This is a genomic window from Micromonospora echinospora, from assembly GCF_014203425.1.
In the GTDB taxonomy this organism is placed as follows: Bacteria; Actinomycetota; Actinomycetes; order Mycobacteriales; family Micromonosporaceae; genus Micromonospora; species Micromonospora echinospora_A.
Genome location: NZ_JACHJC010000001.1, coordinates 3,347,371 through 3,365,975, shown reverse-complemented (window position 1 = coordinate 3,365,975; position 18,605 = coordinate 3,347,371). Strand labels below are relative to the sequence as shown.

Here is an 18,605-nt window from a genome sequence, read left to right as displayed (position 1 = left end):
GACGGTGACGCAGACGGGCTTTTCGCCGCTGCCGAGATCGTCCCGGTGAGCATCCTCCCGGGACGTCACCGACCCTCGCGTCACCGGCCCTCGGTGAGACCGGAGTAGATCACGTCGACTGTCCTGGCCACCGGGGTGCCGTTGTTGCCGATCCGCAGCACCGGCACCCCGCGGGCGTCGGCGAGCCAGCCCAGGACCAGGTCGTAACGGTCTCGCACCGCCGCCAGACGCGCGCCGGTCTCGTGCATCTCCGCGCCCTGTCGCCGACCGGCGATCCGGGCAAGCGCCTTTTCCACCCCGATGTCAAGCAGGATGATCTTGTGTGGCAGCTCGGTGCGCATCAGCTTCCGGAACTCCTTGAGCAGCAGTTCCGGCGGCAGGTCGTGCAACGCCAGCAGGCGGCGCCCGAGCAGCCAGAGATCCCGCCCACCACCCACCCGCTCCGCCCAGTCCAGGACCGCTCGCATGGCCAGCGGACCGACGGTCGCCGCCTGCCGCGCGAACTCGTCCGGCGAGATGGCGTCCGACGGCCGTGCTGCGGCCATCCGTCCGTAGAGGGGCAGGTACACCATGGTGTCGATGAGCGGATGCCGCTCGGCCAGGATCACCCGAGGCTGGCGTCGGTCGCGGAAATGCCGCTCGACCGAGGAGTACGTACGCAGCTGCAAATAGTAGGTCCCGATCTTCAGCTCCGGGCTACCGAGTTGATCGGCGACCACCGACACGCGATGCAGATGCCGGGACAGCTGCCGCGCGGGCCCTTCACCGTTCTCGTGCGGTCGAACCGCGTGCAGGACCGCCAGGTCGCCCCGGTGCCCGGAGCCGGCCGCACGCGCGGCCAAGCCCTGGGCGACGGCGGTCTTGCCGCTGCCGTCGATGCCGACCAGCGCCACCCGGTACGGCGCCCGGTCAGCCATGGCCGACCCCCACCCGTCCCACCTGCGCCTCGATCTCGCACAGCCGGCGAGTGGTACCCACGACGCGTTCCAGGAACGGGTACTCCCGATGCTCGTGTGCCAGCAGGTACAGCTGCAACCGGCTCAGCAGCAGATCCCACAGAGCCAACTGGTAGCCGCGCCGCCACAGCGTGAGGTCCGCGCCGCACGCCGGGCCGCCGAGTCGCTCCCAGTGCATGACCAGATAGGACTCCACCTCGTCCGGCGATGCCTCGGGAGTCAGCACGAAGGTCAGCAACTCGGCCAGGTCGCGCTGCGGCACGTGCCAGGTGGCCAACTCCCAGTCGTACACGATGGGCAGGCGACCGTTCGGCCGGAATGCGATGTTGCGGGGGTTGAAGTCGTGGTGCACGAGTGTCCTCGGCATCGCCGCCAACTCGGCGGTCCAGCTGGCGATCCGCTCCACGAGCCAGCGGGCCAGCGTAGCCAGGTCCAGACCGGACGAACCGGCCTTCAGCAGGTCCGGATAGGTCGCGGCGTTGTGGTCGATCAAGGCCGTCCACAGTTCGCCGGCGGCTGCCAGGCCCGGCAGCCCGTCGCTCACCCCGAGTGCCGCCGCATCCTCCCGACGCTCGAGCCACCCGCTGTGCACGCCGGCGATCCCGGCAACGGCGGCGCCGACATGCGCCGATGTCCACCCCCTGATGCCGTCCGCCGGATCGAGGAGCACCGCACTTTCCCGCAGATCCTCCAACAGCAGGACGTACGCCTCCCGATCCGGATCGTCGTGCCATCCGTAACACCGCGGCAGCACATCGACCAGGGACGGATGCTGGCTGCGGTAGATGGCCAGTTCCCGCCGGTGCGCACCCGAGAAGCCACCGACCGCACGGCCATGACGCCGCCAGGCGGCCCCGAGGCGCTGACCCCCCAACGAGGCGATCTTGCCGATCTCGACCAGCACCTCGTCGTCCAGTGCCTTGATCTTGGCGACGACACCGAGCCGGTGCCGCTGGCCGTCGAGGCCGACACAGTCAACGCGCAACGGATGCAGACCGGTGAACTTTCGCCGCTCACCGCGGGCCGCGAGGTCGCTGAGAATGCCCGAGCCGCCGAACTCCTCGGCCGGGGCGGCGGTCACCGTCACCTCGTCGGACGGGATCGTCCCCCTCAACAACCGCGGCGCGATCACCGTCTGCAGTTCCTCCCGGGTCAGCCAGTTCACCCGACGGGCCCGACCGAGCCGCTGGTGGGCGTCGGCGAACTGCCCGCCGCTGACGGCCGCACACGTCGAGACGTCCAACGCTAGGGCGAACCCACAGATGATCTCGGCCAGCCGCCGCCCGGTCCCCTCCCCCGCACAGCCGAGCACCGCGAGCAGATCCCGCTGCTGCGGTAGCCCGGTACCACCGCCCACTGTGCCCAGCACAAGGTTCGGTAACAGCAGGGTGGCGAGCAGCCCGCCGTCGGTCGGCTCCAGCGAGAAGATCCCGGCGCCCGATTCGTGTACGCACGCCACGTCCTGTCCGGTGGCGATGAACATCGCCGAGATGACGTTCGAGACGTTGATGTTGTGCCCCACCATTCCGGCCTGCTGGCTGGCCAGTACCGAGCAGTGATAGAGGGCCATGAGCGACTCGGGTGTGGTCTTGAGCGTGGCCTCCACCGTCGCGCGGTCGAGATGGCACTCGGCCGTCACCCGGATGCCACGACCGCCCGTCATTGACAGATGGCTCACCTTCTTGTCCCCGCTGAGGTTGCCCTCGACGAAGTAGCGGACGGGCGTGATCTCGGGCCGCCCGACGAGGGCCTCGTCGAGCCACTGGCAGATCCGCCAGGTCGCGACGGTCGTCATGTTCTGTCCTGCCGCGTCCGCCGTCTCGTAGCCGAGAAGCAGGTGCACGTACCGCCCGATCTGGAACGGCTCGACGGAGACCAGCGTGGTATGCCGGGAGACCTCCCGTACCTGCCCTTCCATGCCGGGCCGGACGGTGCCGAGCCAGTCGACGAACGCGGCGGCGGCGGCGAGGTCGCTGAACTCGTAGGCGGGCGCCCGGGTCATCCGCTGGCCCAACGTCCGGGTGGCCACGCCGCCGCCGCGGGTGATCGCCCGGGCACCGCGCGACACCGAGGCCACCAGGGCACCCTCGGTGGTGACCAGCGGTGCGACCACCGAACCGTGGACCTCACCGCCGGTGAAGAGCAGGGGACCGGCCAGGCCCACGGGGAGTGCCACGGTGCCGATGAAGTTCTCGATGTTGCCGGTCAGTTGTTCCGCCGCGAGGACACCGTCGGCGCCGAGCGAGGCCAGCGGCATCCGGCTGCGACGGCGTAGCCATTCCAGCCGTTCGATGCGGGCCGACTCGGTGTATCGGCCGCGGCCGGGAATGGCGCTCACCGCTGGCTCCCGACGATCGTCGGCGCGTTAGTGGTGATCCGGTCCCAGACGTTCGGATCCGGTTGGAAGACCCGATCCTTGACCCGCGGCGGCCGTTCGCCGGCCCTGACCCGGCGCTCCCATTCGACAAGGAACGCGTCCGGGTGCGTCACCGTCAGCCGGACCGCTCCGAGCCCACCGGAGGCTCGGGCCCGCCGGTAGCCCGGCGACTGCTCAGCCAGCCGTCGCTCCAGCGCCTCGGCGAGCGCCGCGACCACGTCGCTCGGCGGGGTGGCGACCGGGGCCAGCGCCACCTCGTAGCGGGCGGGGGACGAGCCCGTCCGTCGGGCCGTGGCGTTCCGGATCTCCAGGCCAACCTCGGCCAGGGCCGCACCGAGGGCGCGTATCAGGTCGGGTTCCCGGAGCCGCTCGCCGGAGCCGGAGCTGATGGTGCCGCGACCGGCGTAGGCCACTGCCGGGGTACGCCCGGCGAAGCCGACCACGCGGACGATGTCCAGCGTGGCGCACCGGTACAGGCCACCGACGTGGGTGAGGACGATGTGGTAGTCACGGCCCTCCTCCAGTTCGTCGGCGAGCAGGGTGTCGCAGTCCGGCTCGATGTCCCGGTCGGCCGGCACAAACTCGTAGAAGCAGCCCGGCAGGAACAACGGTCCCGAGGCGGGGTCAGCCCTCAGGGGGATGGCCACCGGTCCCTCGCAGGAGGCGATCGGCGGTGACAGCACGATGGTGTCGGCGCCGAACGCCTCCCGCAGCGGGGGAAGGTAGAGCGAGGCGAGGGCCGTGTTCCAGGACAGGATCACCCGGAGGTTGGGCCACAGGTCGACCGGACGCAGGGTGCCGTGCCGTTCGGCGACCTGCCGTAGCTCCAGCGCCCGGGCCGGGTTCGGCTCGCCGTACGGTCGTCCGCCCAGCGTCCCGGCGTGCAGCTCCGCCACCATGCGGGGCCACCACTGGGCGAGCTGGTAGGGCAGCGCGGCCACGATCGCCGGGTTGACCGCGATGATCCACCTGACGTCACGCTCGACGGCAAGTCGCAGCCGCAGGTATGCCCGCTCCCACGGTCCGCCGTCCGGATAGGAGTCGAGCACCTCGGTCCACCCACCGCCGGTGCCGGGTCCGGTCGCCAACGGCTCACCGTACGTGCGGTAGTCGAGTTGACTGAGCCCGATGTGTGGCTGCCCGCCGAAGGTCTGGCTGATCCGGGTGGTCGGATCCTGCCAGAGGTTGAGCACCTTCTCCTCGGCGCCGATCAACTCCGGGTGACGATCGAGCACACCGGCGAACCCGGCGTAGTAGAAGGCGAGAAACGTGGTACGCAGGTAGGTGGGGGTGACCGGGATGAACTTCTCCCGGCCGGTCGTGCCGCTGGACGAGAAGTACGCCACCGGCTGGTCAGCGGTCAGGACCCGGCGCTCGCCCGCGATGCTCCGTTCGATCCACGGCATCAGCGCCTCGTGGGTGCGGATCGGCACGGCGCGACGGTAGTCGTCCACGCCGGCGACCGCAGACAGGCCGTGCTCGGCGCCGAAGGCCGTGTCGCCGTTGCGCGTGAGGACGTCGGCGAGCACGAGTTCCTGCGTCCGGCGAGGATCGTCGAGCGTCGCGAGCAGGCGCTGCTTCTCGTCTCGGATGCGTCGCGCCAGCCGGACGGCGTGGTCCTGCTGGTTCATGGTAACTCCCCCGTCTGTTCCGTCACGGCCAGATGTGCGTACAGTCGCAGGGCTCCGGGACGGTGCGGGTCCTGCGCGATGCGGAAGTGGGCCGGGGCGCGGGGCGCGTGGCCCAGCGCGACGTCGACGTCGCGTGGATCAAGCTCGGCCGGGTGGTCGATCGCCAGCCGGTCTCCCGGGCGCAGCAGCCCGGACAGCACCGACTCACACAGCACGTGGTTGAGATGGATGAGGTACTCCGCAGCGCTGACTCTGGCCGTGGCGACCCGGAGCAGGGCCGACCGGCCGTCCCGGCCAGCACCGGGCACCCGGAGCGTGATCCGCCGGCGCTCGCCCGGCCACACGACGGGCCCGTGAAACAGCTTCAGCATCCGGCTGAGCTGCCGGGCCGGGTCCCGCTCCGGGTGTACCGGCGCGGTCCAGGCCATCATGGCGTCCTCGGTGCGGTGGAGAAACCGCACCCGGTGGACCAGGCTCGCCGGGTTGCCGGCGAGGAAGAGGGTTCGGGTGAAGGCGCCGTACCAGGGGCCGGCCAGCTCGTCCGGAACCGCGACGGCGAAGGCGAGCGTGCCGTTCAGGAACGCCGTCAGGTCAAGGTCACGGAGCACGGCCACGGCGCGCAGGGTCGAGCGCTCGGGCGGCGCCGGCGACGGCCGGCCGGGCGCCCCGGCACCCGTCACACGGTGGTAGTGGGCCACCAGCCAGGTACGCAGCAGACGCTGCTCCTCCGTCGTCCCGGTCACAGGTAGACCTCTCGTAGGAGTGGCCCGGCGGATGTCCTGCGCCGCCTGCTGAGCAGACGGCAGGTCAGCCCGTACGGGTCGACGTAGCCCCGGTCGTCGCAGAGCTTCGTCAGCAGGGCGGTGGCGGCGGCGGCACCGGTGTCGCCGCTCTGCTCGACCCTCGACAGGATCCGCCGGGCCTTCCACAGGCAACGCCGCAGCAGTTCGGGTTCCACCGAGCGGCGCGAGCCGCGCTGGAGCACCGCGATGAAGTAGATCCGCATGCCGAGTTGGTAGACCGGCAGCTCCACGTGCTCCAGGCAGGCGCGCGAGATGTGGTCGAGGGTGACGCCCGTCCAGTCGCCGTGCCGACTGGAGCGGATCGCCCCGCCGATCGGCACCCGACCGAGGGCCAGCCGGGACACGGTCGCCCCGAGGGTTCCCAGCACCCGGTCCAGCGTCGTGTAGTCCTGGGTCAGCTCGGTGTCGTGCACCAGTACGACCCGCTCGGCGTGTCGCGCCCGGGGTATCAGGTCCCGCAGGATCGGGACCAGGTAATTGGGGTGCCCGTCCGGGCCGACAAGCTGACGCAGTGGGAGCCCCCACCGAGGACCGTCCAGCAGAACCGGCCCGCCGAATCGGCGATGGTCGACCAGGAGGTCCCGCTCGGCGAGGATGTCGAGGGTCTCGTCCGTGGACAGCGCCATCGGCCGGTCCGCGGTCAGCCCCGGATCCCCGACGCCCAGTAGCCGCAGTTCGTCTCGCCACAGTTCGAGCAGCCGCACACTGGCCGGGTGGATCCAACCCTCGGCGTCCACCCGCTCCAGGTACGGGGCCAGGACGGCGCGGCTCGGACGGCTTCCCTCCGCGTGCGACCGGACGTACAGCTCACCTATCTCGTTCCCGGTCACCGCCGACCACTGACGCCCCGCGGCGACGCGGTCCAGGTAGGCCCAGAACGCCACGGTCTGCGCGGTCAGGGTGGCGCTCCGCTGATTCCACAGGTAGTCGACGGACCTCACTCGCTGGGTCGCGCGGTAAGCCACGTCGAGCCAGAGAAGGCCCTTCACATGGGTAGGGGTCAACGGTTTGGTCGGGGTGATCGACACCGGCGCCAGCACGACGCGGGAAGGTTCTACTCGCATCCGGCTCCCCCGGGAGACGACGGCGGGAAGAGGGCGAACGCGTTGGTGACCAGCAGTTGGACGAGGGGAGGGACGCGTAGCCCGCCACGGCTGGTGGGGGCGACCAGGTAGACGAACCGGCTCCGCCCGTCCGGGGTCGCCACGATGCCGCTGAGGCAGCCGTGCACGATCCCAGCCATGCCCCAGACGGTCAGACCATTCGGCAGTTCGGCCCGGTCCAGCCCGGCGCCGCAGAACGCCGGGCCACCCCGGGCGTACGGCCCCGGCGGTACCCGGAGCATCTCCGCCAGCCAGGGCCGGGACAGGACCTCACCGGCGAACAACGCGGCGAGGAACCGGTCCAGGTCCGCCACGGTTGAGATCATCTCCCCGGCCGCCCCGTGGATCGACGGGCTGTGCTCGGTGACGTCGACGCCGTGGTCGTACCCGCGGACGTGGGGCTCCGGCATCGTCGGGTCGATTCCCGGGAGGGAGGTGGCCGTGAGGCCGAGGGGCCGCAGGATCCGGGCCTCGACCTCGTCCGCATAGGGGTGGCCGGTGACCCGCTCGACGAGCATCCCGGCGATGACGTAGTTCGCTCGGGTGATCTGTTGCGCGGTGCCGGGCTCGAACAGCAGCGGTCGCCGCAGCGACCGGGCGGTCAGGTCGGCCGGGGTGAACGTGTCGAACCGGTGCGCCAGAAACCACTCGGTGTCGTTGTAGCGGACATCGCTCTCGTCCGCGAGACCGCTCGTGTGGTCGAGGAGCCGGCGCACCGTGACCGCCCTCGGGAGCAGGTCCGGCAGATGGTCGCGCACCGGATCGTCGAGGCCGAGGCGACCCTCGGCGGCGAGGCTCAACACCGTCGCCGCCACGAAGGTCTTCGTAACGCCCCCGATCCGGAACCGCTGGTCGTCCCGGACGGCCGCGCCGGTGGCGAGATCGGCCACGCCGGACGCGCACTGCCAGCGACCGTCCGGACCGGTCAACCGGACGACCACCGCCGTCGCCTCGTCGTCTGGCCGCTGCCCGACCACCCGACGAACCGCGGCGAACGCGTCCCCGCCGGCGGCGTCCGCCGGTCGCGCCGCGCCGCTCACCGCAGCCCGCCGGCATGCGCCGGCCGCCCCGGCGCCTCAACCGGCTCGTCCGGGGTCTCCGCCCACGACCTGCCGAACGGTGACGCGGCGGCTGACGCGTCGGCACGGCGCAGGGCCTCGACCAACGCGAGGTGGGCCCGCTTTCCGTTCTCGCCGTTCGCCAGGACGATCAGTCCGTCACCGCTGACCACCCGGGTGACCGTCATGCAGCGGAAACCGACCGTCCTCCCCCCGTGGCCGTACTCCACGTCACCGTCGCTCGGATCGACGACGGTACCGAGTCCGTAGAAGCTCCCCGGGTGCCAGACCGTGACCATCTGCTGGGCGAGCGGTCGGGTGAGCAACGCACCCGGCTGGCCCTGGTAGGAGCGGCGCACCGCGAGGGCCACCTTGGTGAGGTCCCGGACGCTCGTCCAGAGCCCGCCGGCCGCGACCTCGTTGCGAACTCTCCACCGGCCCGCGATCGGATCGCCGTACGCATCGTGACCGATCGCGACGGGAATCGTCGACCGCTGCGGGTGGTCCTGGTCGAAGGTGCTGTCCGTCATCTCCAACGGGTCGAGGACGAGCCGCTGGATCAGCGCGTCGAAGGGCTCGCCGGTCACGTCGACGAGAAGCTGTTCCAGGACCGAGTAGTTGATATTGGTCTTCTTGAAGACGTCTCCGGCCCGGTGCTGGGCGTGAACCGGCTCGTTGCGGGCCGGCGGGCACCCGTTGAGGATCTCCACGACGGTGGGCATCGTCTCGCCCGGCAGGTGGTTGGTCGCCGGGACGTGGCTCAGGCCCGACTGGTGGCTGACCAACTCGCGCAGGGTGATGACCGCGTCCCCGGGCACCCGCCACGACGTCAGGTACCCGCTGATGTCCGCGTCCAGGTTCAGCACGCCGTCCGCGACGAGCCGCAACACCCCGAGCATCGTGACGTGCTTGCTGATCGACGCCACCTGGAACGGCGTCCGGGTGGTGACTGCCTCCGGCCGGGCCGCCGCGGTCACCCCGTAGCCCTGCGCATGCACCACTTCGCCGCCTCGAAGCAACGCCACGCTCACTCCGGGCACGTGGTGCCGGGCCATCACCTCGATCAGAGCCCTCGGGTCGATCAGAGCGCCGCCGGCCGCCTCGGCCGGGCCCGTCGACCGTCCGTCCGTCGTGATGCTCCTGCCTTCGGTAGGCGGTTCTTCGGCCGGTTGTGCGTCCGCAGGCAGCGCGTCGACCGCCGCGGCGAGATCGGCAAGGGTGTCGTTCTCGTAGAACATCCGCAGGGTCAGGGGAATCCGGCGCCGCCGGGCCGCGGCGATCACCCTGATGATCATCAACGAGTTGGCGCCGGCGTCCAGGAGCGTGTCGTGCACGCCGACCCGCTCGCGTCCGAGCACCGCCGACCAGACCTGGGCCAGTGCGCGCTCGGTCGGGGTCGACGGGGGGACGTGCGCGTGCGGGCTGGTCAACTCGGGCTCCGGCAGCGCACGGCGGTCGAGCTTGCCGTGCGCGGTGAGCGGGAGTCGGTCGAGCGGCACGAACACGGCCGGCAGCATCGCATCCGGGAGCGTCCGCGCGAGCCCTCGTCGCAGCGCCCGTTGGTCCAACTGCCCGGCGTCCTCGGCCACGACGTAAGCCGCGAGCCGCACCTCTCCGTCGCCGGTCCGCCACGGGACCACGGCCGCCGCCGCGATCGAGGGCAGCTGCCGCACGGCGGCGGCGACCTCGCCCGGCTCGATCCGCACTCCGTTGATCTTGAGCTGATCGTCGACACGGCCTCGGAACGTCAACGCGCCGTCGTCGCTGAGGCTGACGAGGTCCCCGGTGCGGTACAGCCGCGACCCGGGCGGCCCGAACGGGTCCGGCACGAACCGCCCGGCGGTCAGGCCGGGCCGGTTGAGATAGCCCCGGGCGACCGCCACCCCACCGACGTACAGCTCACCGACCACACCGACCGGGACCGGTTGCATCGCGGCATCCACCACGTACGTGGTGACGTTCGGCAACGGACGGCCGATCGGCACCGGCCCGGCGAGTCGGTCCGGCGCGTAGTGGTACGCCGTCACGTCGATGGTGCACTCGGTCGGGCCGTAGGTGTTCCACACCTCTGCCTGCCGTAGGTCCAGGAAGCGTTGGCACAGCTCCGATTCGAGCTGCTCGCCCGCGACCGTCAACACGCGCAGCGCGCCGCAGTCCCGCCACCCGGGCGTCTGTACGAGCAGGCGGAGGACGGAGGGCACGACCTGAAGGACGGTCACGCCGTGCTCGGCGACCGCACGCACCAGCGCGGCCGGATCGCGCTCCACACCGGCCGGCGCCGCCACCACGGTCCCGCCGCTCGCCAGCGGCGCGAACACCTCCCAGCCCGCCGCGTCGAACCCGATCGACGTCTTCTGCAGCGTGCGGTCCTGCGCCGACATCCGGTGGCGGCGGACGCTCCAGTCGACCCGGTTGGCGAGGCTGCGGTGGGTCACCGCGACGCCCTTCGGCCGACCCGTCGAACCGGAGGTGTAGACCACGTACGCCAACTGATCCGGATCCGGAGCAGACCAACCCCACCGACCCTGCTCACCCCCACCACTGGGCAGACCCTCCAGAAACGCCTCGTCCACCACGACACCCACACCCGCGTCAGCCACCAGATACCCGACCCGCTCCGACGGCGTGGACTTGTCGATCGGCAGATACGCACCACCGGCCTTCCACACCCCCAACAACCCCGCCACCAACCCCACACCCCGCTCCAGATGCACCCCCACCACCGACTCCGGCCCCACCCCGAGCGACCGCAACCGACACGCCACCCGATCGGCATACCGGTCCAACTCCGCATACGACACCACCGCCGCCCCCGCCACCACCGCCACCGCATCAGGCCGCGCGGCCACCTGAGCCCCGAACGCCTCCCCCACCGACAAACCCACCAACTCCCCAACCCTCCGGTTCAACCCCCCAATCACCACACCGTCCTCCGGCGACAGGAACACCCCCGACGCATCACCATCCGGATCAGCCGCCATCGCCTCCAACACCCCGCGATACATCGCCGCCAACCGCTCCGCCCGCCCCCGACCCAACACCCGCGTATGGCTGCTGAGACCCAGCTGCCCGCGCAGCGTCGTCACCGCCAGGTCGAACTCCGTGTTGCCGTCGGCCAGGGTCGCCGCCAGGTCCACCGGCTCGGTGTCGAGCCGATCGAAGTCGAGATAGTTGAACGAGACATCGACCAGCCTGCCGCCGCCGGCCAGGCGTTGCATCTGCGGCATCGGGAAGTGCCGGTGCGGCCACATCGCCACCTCCTGCGCGAACACCGCCGCGACCAGCTCCCGCCACGTCCCCCGCACCCGCTCGAACACGAACGGCACCGTGTTCAGATACATGCCGTGAACCCGCTCCGCGCCGGCCGCCTCCGGCCGGGCGTCACAGACGAGACCGGTGAAGAACGACGGTTCCCGGACCAGCGAGCTCAGCACCTTCAGGTGCGCGGCGAACAGGACGCTCTTCAGTGACGCGTTCGCTGCGCGTGCCACGCCGCGCAACTCGCGCTCCAGGTCCTGGAACGGCACCCGGAGCCGGTAGCGCTCCCGCGGCCCGTCCGTCTCCCCCCAACCGTCGGGCAGGCCGAACCGCGGATGCTGCTCGATGATCCGTGCCCAGTAACCGCGATCCTCTGCGGACTCGAGGGCCCGCAACTCGCGTGCGACGAAGTCGGCGTACCGGACCGCGGGGAGCGCCGGCAGCGCCGGTTCCCGGCCGTCGCGGATCGTCCGGTACGAGCCGAGCAGCTCCGCCAGCAGGTGGTAAAGGCTCCAGCCCTCCGTGATGCCATGACAGCGCACCACGGTCAGCCACCACCCGCCGCCGGGTTTGAGGTGCGCGCCGAGCCGCAGCATGGGCGCCCGGGTGACGTCGAACAGCCGCGCCCGCTCCTCCGCCTGGTAGGCACGCAACGACTCCCGCAACGCGTCCGCGTCGCTTCCGCGCAGATCCCGCACCGTGACCGGAACCTCCGCGTCGGCGTGCACGAGCTGCATGGGCATCGAACAGGAGTGGAGGTCGAACGAGGTACGCAGTGCCTCGTGCCGCCCGACCGCGACGCGAGCCGCCGCACGGAGCGCGTCCGGCGAGAACGGCTCCTCGTCGCGGATCCGAAACGTCGTCACACTGTGATAGCGGTTCAACGTCTCGTCGGCGAGCATCTCGCCGACCATGCCGACCTGCGTCTGCGCCATCGGATAGGCATCGACAAGATCGCCCGGCAGTGCGGCACGGTCGACCGGGTCGATCAACGCGAATGGCGCCGTCGGCGACATGGCCTCGGCCGACGGTCGAGCCTCGGCCAGCTCACACAGCCGGGCCACCGTACGGCAGTCGAACACGTCCCGTACGGTCACGTCCACGCCGGCAGCCCGGAGCGGACCGACGATGGCCACGGCCCGGAGTGAGTCACCACCCAGCTCGAAGAAGTTGTCCCGCATCCCGACCCGGTCGAGACCCAGTGCCGTACACCAGACGTCGGCCATCCGCTCCTCCAGGGGGGAGCGCGGGGCCACATACGTACTCGTCCGGGCGTCGAAGCCGGGTGCGGGCAAGGCCGCCCGGTCGAGCTTCCCGTTCCCGATGAGCGGAATCTCCGCCAGCGGCACGATCGCGGTCGGCACGAGGTAGTCGGGCAGCCTCCGCAGGCACGCGTCGCGTAGTTCCTCCGGCCGGATCGGGTCGGCACCCGCCGCCACGACGTAGGCGACGAGGCGTCGGTCACCCGGGCTGTCCTCGCGGACGACGACCCGCGCCTCGGCCACCTGGGGAGCCTCGGCGAGGACGGACTCGACCTCGGCGGGCTCGATCCGGTACCCGCGGATCTTCACCTGGTCGTCCGTGCGCCCGACGAACTCCAACGCGCCGTCGTCGCTGAGGCTGACGAGGTCCCCGGTGCGGTACAGCCGCGACCCGGGCGGCCCGAACGGGTCCGGCACGAACCGCCCGGCGGTCAGGCCGGGCCGGTTGAGATAGCCCCGGGCGACCGCCACCCCACCGACGTACAGCTCACCGACCACACCGACCGGGACCGGTTGCATCGCGGCATCCACCACGTACGTGGTGACGTTCGGCAACGGACGGCCGATCGGCACCATTCCCGCCCCCACCGGTCCGACGACCGGGTGGACGGAGGTCCCGACGGTCGCCTCGGTCGGGCCGTACTCGTTGACGAGCTGAACCGGACGGCCCCGGAAGAGTGCCGCGAGAGGTCCGGCGAACGCCTCGCCCGCGACCAGCAGCAGGGGCGCCAGTCCCGCCGTCCGGTCGACTCCGATCTGGCGCACCAGCAGTTCCAGATGCCCGGGTGTGAGCTTGACGAAGCTGAAAGGGCCCGCTGCCGCGAGCGATTCCCCCAGCTCGGAGACGTCGGCGGTGGCCGGCCACAACCACGTTCGCTGGCCACACATCAGCGGCGCCCACAGGCTCGGCACGACCAGGTCGAACGCGACGGAGGAGAACAGGGGTGCCCCGCCCTGCCCACGGCCCGCCAACTCCGCCACCGCCCAGTGGAGGTGGTTGGCGAGGCTGCGGTGGGTCACCGCGACGCCCTTCGGCCGACCCGTCGAACCGGAGGTGTAGACCACGTACGCCAACTGATCCGGATCCGGAGCAGACCAACCCCACCGACCCTGCTCACCCCCACCACTGGGCAGACCCTCCAGAAACGCCTCGTCCACCACGACACCCACACCCGCGTCAGCCACCAGATACCCGACCCGCTCCGACGGCGTGGACTTGTCGATCGGCAGATACGCACCACCGGCCTTCCACACCCCCAACAACCCCGCCACCAACCCCACACCCCGCTCCAGATGCACCCCCACCACCGACTCCGGCCCCACCCCGAGCGACCGCAACCGACACGCCACCCGATCGGCATACCGGTCCAACTCCGCATACGACACCACCGCCGCCCCCGCCACCACCGCCACCGCATCAGGCCGCGCGGCCACCTGAGCCCCGAACGCCTCCCCCACCGACAAACCCACCAACTCCCCAACCCTCCGGTTCAACCCCCCAATCACCACACCGTCCTCCGGCGACAGGAACACCCCCGACGCATCACCATCCGGATCAGCCGCCATCGCCTCCAACACCCCGCGATACATCGCCGCCAACCGCTCCGCCCGCCCCCGACCCAACACCCGCGTATGGCTCTTGAGCGAGATGCGCCTACCGACCGTGGTCACCGCCAGGTCGAACTCCGTCGTGCCCGGCGTCATGGTCGACGCCAGGTCCAGGGCCGGGCTGTCCGGCTCGAGGTCGTCGAAGTTGACGAAATTCAGCAGCACGTTGACGATGCGCCGGCCGCCCGCCAGGCGCTGCATCTGCGGCATCGGGAAGTGCCGGTGCGGCCACATCGCCACCTCCTGCGCGAACACCGCCGCGACCAGCTCCCGCCACGTCCCCCGCACCCGCTCGAACACGAACGGCACCGTGTTCAGGTGCATGCCGTAGACCCGCTCCGCGCCGGCCGCCTCCGGTCGGGTGTGTGTCACCAGACCGGCGCTGAACTCGTTGCGGTAGGTGAGCCTGCCCAGCACCGCGCCGTAGGCGGCGACGACGACGCTCTTGAGCGACGCGCCCGCCGCCGCGGCGAGCCTCCGCAGTCCGGGCTCCAGGTCACCGAAGGGCACGTGCACCCAATAGCTTTCCGAAGGGCCCGTCCCACCCCACCCGGACGGCAGCGAGAACGGCTCGACGGATTCCACGACACGGCGCCAGTAGGCGCGGTCCTCAGGTGACGACAGCGCTCGCAGCTCGCTCGCGACGACATCCGCGTACCGGACCGCGGGGACCGGCTCCGACGCTGGTCGGCGTCCCGCTCGAATCGCCTCATAGCAGTCGAACAGCTCCCGGATGAGCGAGTGGTAGCTCCAGCCCTCGACGATCGCGTGAAACTCCGTGATGGACAGCCACCAACCGTCGTCGGTGACGTGGGCGGTGAGTCGCATCATCGGCGGACACGCGAGGTCGAACGGACACGTCCGCTCATCGGCGTGGAACTGCTCCATCTGTCGACGGACGTCGGCGACGTCCAGCCCGCGCAGGTCGCGAATACGGACCGGAAGGTCGGCGTCGGCGTGTACCAGCTGCATCGGTACGGAGCAGGAGTGCAGGTCGAACGAGGTCCGCAGAACCTCGTGCCGCCCGACGAGGATCTGGGCCGCCGCCCGCAGCGCCTCCGCCGACAGCGGCCACCCGTCACGGATCCGAATGGACGCGACGTTGTGGTAGTTGCTGAGCCGCCGGTGGGCCAGCATGTCGGCGACCATGCCCAGCTGAGTCTGGCCCATCGGGTACGCGTCGACCAGATCAGCCGGCAGGCGCCTCCGGTCCGCCGGGGTGATCAGCGCGAACGGCTCGACCGCGACGATCGCGCCATCGGCCGCGGGCCGCGCGTCGGCCAGCTCGCACAGCCGCGCCACCGTACGTCGCTCGAAGACGTCACGCACCGACACCTCGAAGCCCGCGGTGCGTAGCTGTCCCACCAGGGCGACCGCGCGGACGGAGTCGCCACCCAGGTCGAAGAAGCTGTCCAGCACGCCGACCCGGTCCACCCGCAGCACCGCGCGCCACACCTCCGCCATCCGTTCCTCGGCGGACGACCGCGGCGCCAGGTAGCGAACCGTGCCCACCAGCGCCGACCGGTCGGGTACCGGAAGCCTGCCGCGGTCCAGCTTCCCATTGGCGGTAAGTGGGATCGCCGGCAAGGACACGATCGCCGCCGGGACCATGTACGGGGGCAGGAGGCTGCCGCAGTGCGCCCCCAGGTCCCCCTCGGCCAGGTCCGGAACCGCCGGGACCACGTACGCGATCAGGCGGTGCTCGCCGGGCGACACCTCGTCGACGATCACCGCCGCGTCCCGGACGGCCGGGTGCGCCAGCAGAACGGCGCGGATCTCGCCTGGCTCGACCCGGTATCCGCGGATCTTGGCCTGGTCGTCGGCGCGGCGCAGGAACCGCAACTGGCCGTCGGGGAGCCGGCGGGCGAGGTCGCCGCTGCGGTACCGCCTGCTGCCCGGGGCGCCGAACGGATCGGGCAGGAAACCCGCTGCCGTGAGGCCCGGTCGGTGCAGGTAGCCGCGGGCAAGACCCGGCCCACCGACGTAGATCTCGCCCGGCACGCCGATCGGCACCGGACGGCCCTCGTCGTCCAGGAGCCGGATCGTCAGGTCGGCGAGGGGCCGACCGATCGGGCTGCCGACCCCCGGATCGAAGTCGGCCGGGGTGACGCGGTGGTACGTCGCGTGCACGGTCGTCTCGGTGATGCCGTACATGTTGATCAGCGCGGTCCGGTTCAGGCCGACTCGCGCGGCCCACGGCCGCAGCGACGGCACGTCCAGCTTTTCGCCGGCGAAGACGATCACCCGCAGACTCAGCCGGTCGACTCGTGGGTCGCCGGTCTCGGCGGCCGCGACCAGGGCGCGGAACGCTGACGGCGTCTGGCTGAGCACTGTCACCCGCCGGTCGACCAACAGGTCCAGCAGGTCGTCCGGGGAGCGTGTCACGCCCTGAGGCACGACGACCAACGTGCCGCCGCTGAGGAGTGCGCCCCACATCTCGAACACCGACACGTCGAAGGCGTACGAGTGGAACAACGTCCAGACATCGGCTGGCCCGAACGCGAGATGCTCACGAGCCGTCCGGAGCAGGCGATCGACATTGGCGTGGGTCACGCACACGCCTTTGGGCTGCCCGGTCGATCCCGACGTGTAGATGACGTACATGACGCCGTCGGGTGCCACCACCGACGGAGGGTTGTCCGCCGGCTGAGCGGCCAGCGTTTCCGCTTCCCGCGGGGCGTCGAGCACGATCAGGGCGCCGTCGTGGCACAGCCTGGCCGTCTCCCGCAGGTCCACGCACGTCACGACAAGCGCGGCCCCGGAGTCGGCGATGGCGTGGCGCAATCGGCTCGTCGGGTTCGCGGGGTCCAGTGGTAGGTAGCCCGCACCGGCCTTCAGCACGCCGAGCAGCACGGGCACCAAGTCGACACCGCGGTCCAGGAGCACGGCGACCAGGGACTCGGCGCCCACACCCCGGGCCCGCAGCAGATGGGCCACCCGGTTGGCCCGGACGTTGACCTCCGCGTAGGAGAGCTCCGCGTCGCCGCATCGCACCGCGACCGCATCCGGGGTCGCCGCCGCCTGGTCCTCGAACACCTCGGACACACACCGCGGGCCGACCGCCACGCCGTCGACGCGGTTCCCGTCACCGTCGCTCGGGCCGGAATCGACCGCGACACCGAGTGCGAGGGCCCGCTCGGCCTCGTCCAGCAGGTCATGGCCGGTCACGGGAGCAGCCGGGTCGTCGGCCACCCTCTCCAGCAGGCGTAGGAGATGCCGCGCCATCCGGGTCATCGTCGCGTCGTCGAAGAGCGCGGTGGGGTACACGAGGCGGCTGTGGACCGAGCCGTCCTCGGCCTGGCAGGTCTGCAGTTCCAGGTCCCACTTGGCGACCGCTTCGCCGTCGCCGTACTGCTCCATCCGGATGCCGGGCAGCCGGACCAGCCGGTCGGGAGAGGTGTGACTGGTGTACGCCACCTGGAACAGCGGCGTACGGGCCAGATCGCGGTCGGGTGCCAACTCGTCGACCAGTCGAGCGAACGGCACGGCCTGGTGGTCGTACGCGTCGAGGACGGTGGTCCGCATCCGATGGATCAGGTTCTCGAACGATATCGGACCGTCCCACACGGCCCGCATGACGAGGGTGTTGATCCCGTAGCCGATGAGGTTCTCGAGCTCCGGCCGGTTGCGATCCGACACCACGGTGCCGATCGCGACGTCGCTGCGGCCGGTGTATCGGGCCACGAGGACGGCGAAGGCGGTGAGCATGACGACGAACGGCGTCGTGCCGAGTCGCTGACCGATGTCGTCCAGCCGCCTGGCGAGGCCCGCCGGCACGACGAAGGGTGCCGCGGCGCCCGTGTGGCTTCGGACGGCCGGGCGGGGTCGGTCGGCGGGCAGGTCGACGGGTCGGTTGCCGTCGAGTTGGGCTCGCCAGTAACGGAGGTGCCGTTCCAGGACCGGTCCGGACATCTCGGTGCGTTGCCACGCCGCGTAGTCCGCGTACTGGACGGGAAGCTCCGGCGGCATCGGGCCGCCCTCGGTCAGCGCCCGGTACGCCGCATTCAGGTCGGCGCCCAGCACGCCGAGTGACCAGGCATCCCAGCAGATGTGGTGGAAGACGATGCTCAGCACGTACTCGTCGTCGGTCAGGCGAAGAAGTCGCGCGCGGACCGGCCATTCGACCTCGAGGTCGAACGCGACGGCGACCTCCCCCGCCAGGAGCGCGTCGACGCGCTCCCGCCGCTCGCCCGGTGGCGGCCCGCGAAGATCGTCGAGCGCGAGGCCGACATCGTCGGGCGGGTCGACGACCTGCGTCGGGGCGCCGTCGACCACCGTGTACCGCGTGCGGAGAACCTCGTGGCGGGCGACCGTCCAGGCCCACGCGCGCTGGAGAGCAGGGGTGTCCAGAGCGCCGCGTAGCCGCAGGCACAACGGCACGTTGTACTCGGTGCTGCCCGGATCCAGCCGGTTGATGAACCACATCTGCTGCTGGCCGTACGAGAGGGGTAACGGCCCGTCCCGGGAGACCCGCGGGATCTCGGACCGAGGGCCGGAGGACATGCCCGCGAGCCGACGGCGAAGCAGTACGTCCCGGGGGTCCCGTGCT

At 71.1% G+C, this 18,605-nt stretch carries 7 protein-coding genes; all 7 read right to left on the bottom strand.

Annotation, left to right across the window (positions count from 1 at the left end; genetic code table 11):
- Positions 1 to 80 precede the first annotated feature (80 nt).
- The 7 genes from FHU28_RS15700 to FHU28_RS15670 all read right to left on the bottom strand — a co-directional run bounded on the left by FHU28_RS15700 (position 81) and on the right by FHU28_RS15670 (position 18,559).
- Complete coding sequence (locus FHU28_RS15700; protein ID WP_184684892.1) at positions 81 to 917, bottom strand: hypothetical protein; 837 nt, start codon at positions 915 to 917, stop codon at positions 81 to 83.
- Positions 910 to 3,294 (bottom strand): phosphotransferase, encoded by a 2,385-nt coding sequence (locus FHU28_RS15695; RefSeq protein ID WP_184684890.1) that lies wholly within the window; start codon positions 3,292 to 3,294, stop codon positions 910 to 912. The genes FHU28_RS15700 and FHU28_RS15695 overlap by 8 nt, the downstream gene beginning before the upstream one ends.
- Positions 3,291 to 4,964 carry a GH3 auxin-responsive promoter family protein gene (locus FHU28_RS15690; RefSeq protein ID WP_184684888.1) on the bottom strand — a complete coding sequence of 558 codons (1,674 nt, stop codon included), beginning with the start codon at positions 4,962 to 4,964 and terminating at the stop codon, positions 3,291 to 3,293. Before FHU28_RS15690 ends, FHU28_RS15695 begins: the two co-directional genes overlap by 4 nt.
- On the bottom strand, positions 4,961 to 5,707 hold the full coding sequence (locus FHU28_RS15685) for a DUF6182 family protein (protein WP_184684886.1): 747 nt from the start codon (positions 5,705 to 5,707) through the stop codon (positions 4,961 to 4,963). Before FHU28_RS15685 ends, FHU28_RS15690 begins: the two co-directional genes overlap by 4 nt.
- Positions 5,704 to 6,708 carry a hypothetical protein gene (locus tag FHU28_RS33080; protein WP_184684883.1) on the bottom strand — a complete coding sequence of 335 codons (1,005 nt, stop codon included), beginning with the start codon at positions 6,706 to 6,708 and terminating at the stop codon, positions 5,704 to 5,706. Before FHU28_RS33080 ends, FHU28_RS15685 begins: the two co-directional genes overlap by 4 nt.
- A gap of 113 nt (positions 6,709 to 6,821) precedes the next feature.
- Positions 6,822 to 7,910: a serine hydrolase domain-containing protein gene (locus FHU28_RS15675; RefSeq protein WP_184684881.1), complete on the bottom strand. Its 1,089-nt coding sequence runs from the start codon at positions 7,908 to 7,910 to the stop codon at positions 6,822 to 6,824.
- The gene (locus FHU28_RS15670) at positions 7,907 to 18,559 is read right to left on the bottom strand and encodes a non-ribosomal peptide synthetase (protein WP_184684879.1); all 10,653 of its coding nucleotides are present in this window, start codon (positions 18,557 to 18,559) and stop codon (positions 7,907 to 7,909) included. Before FHU28_RS15670 ends, FHU28_RS15675 begins: the two co-directional genes overlap by 4 nt.
- Positions 18,560 to 18,605: the final 46 nt, after the last annotated feature.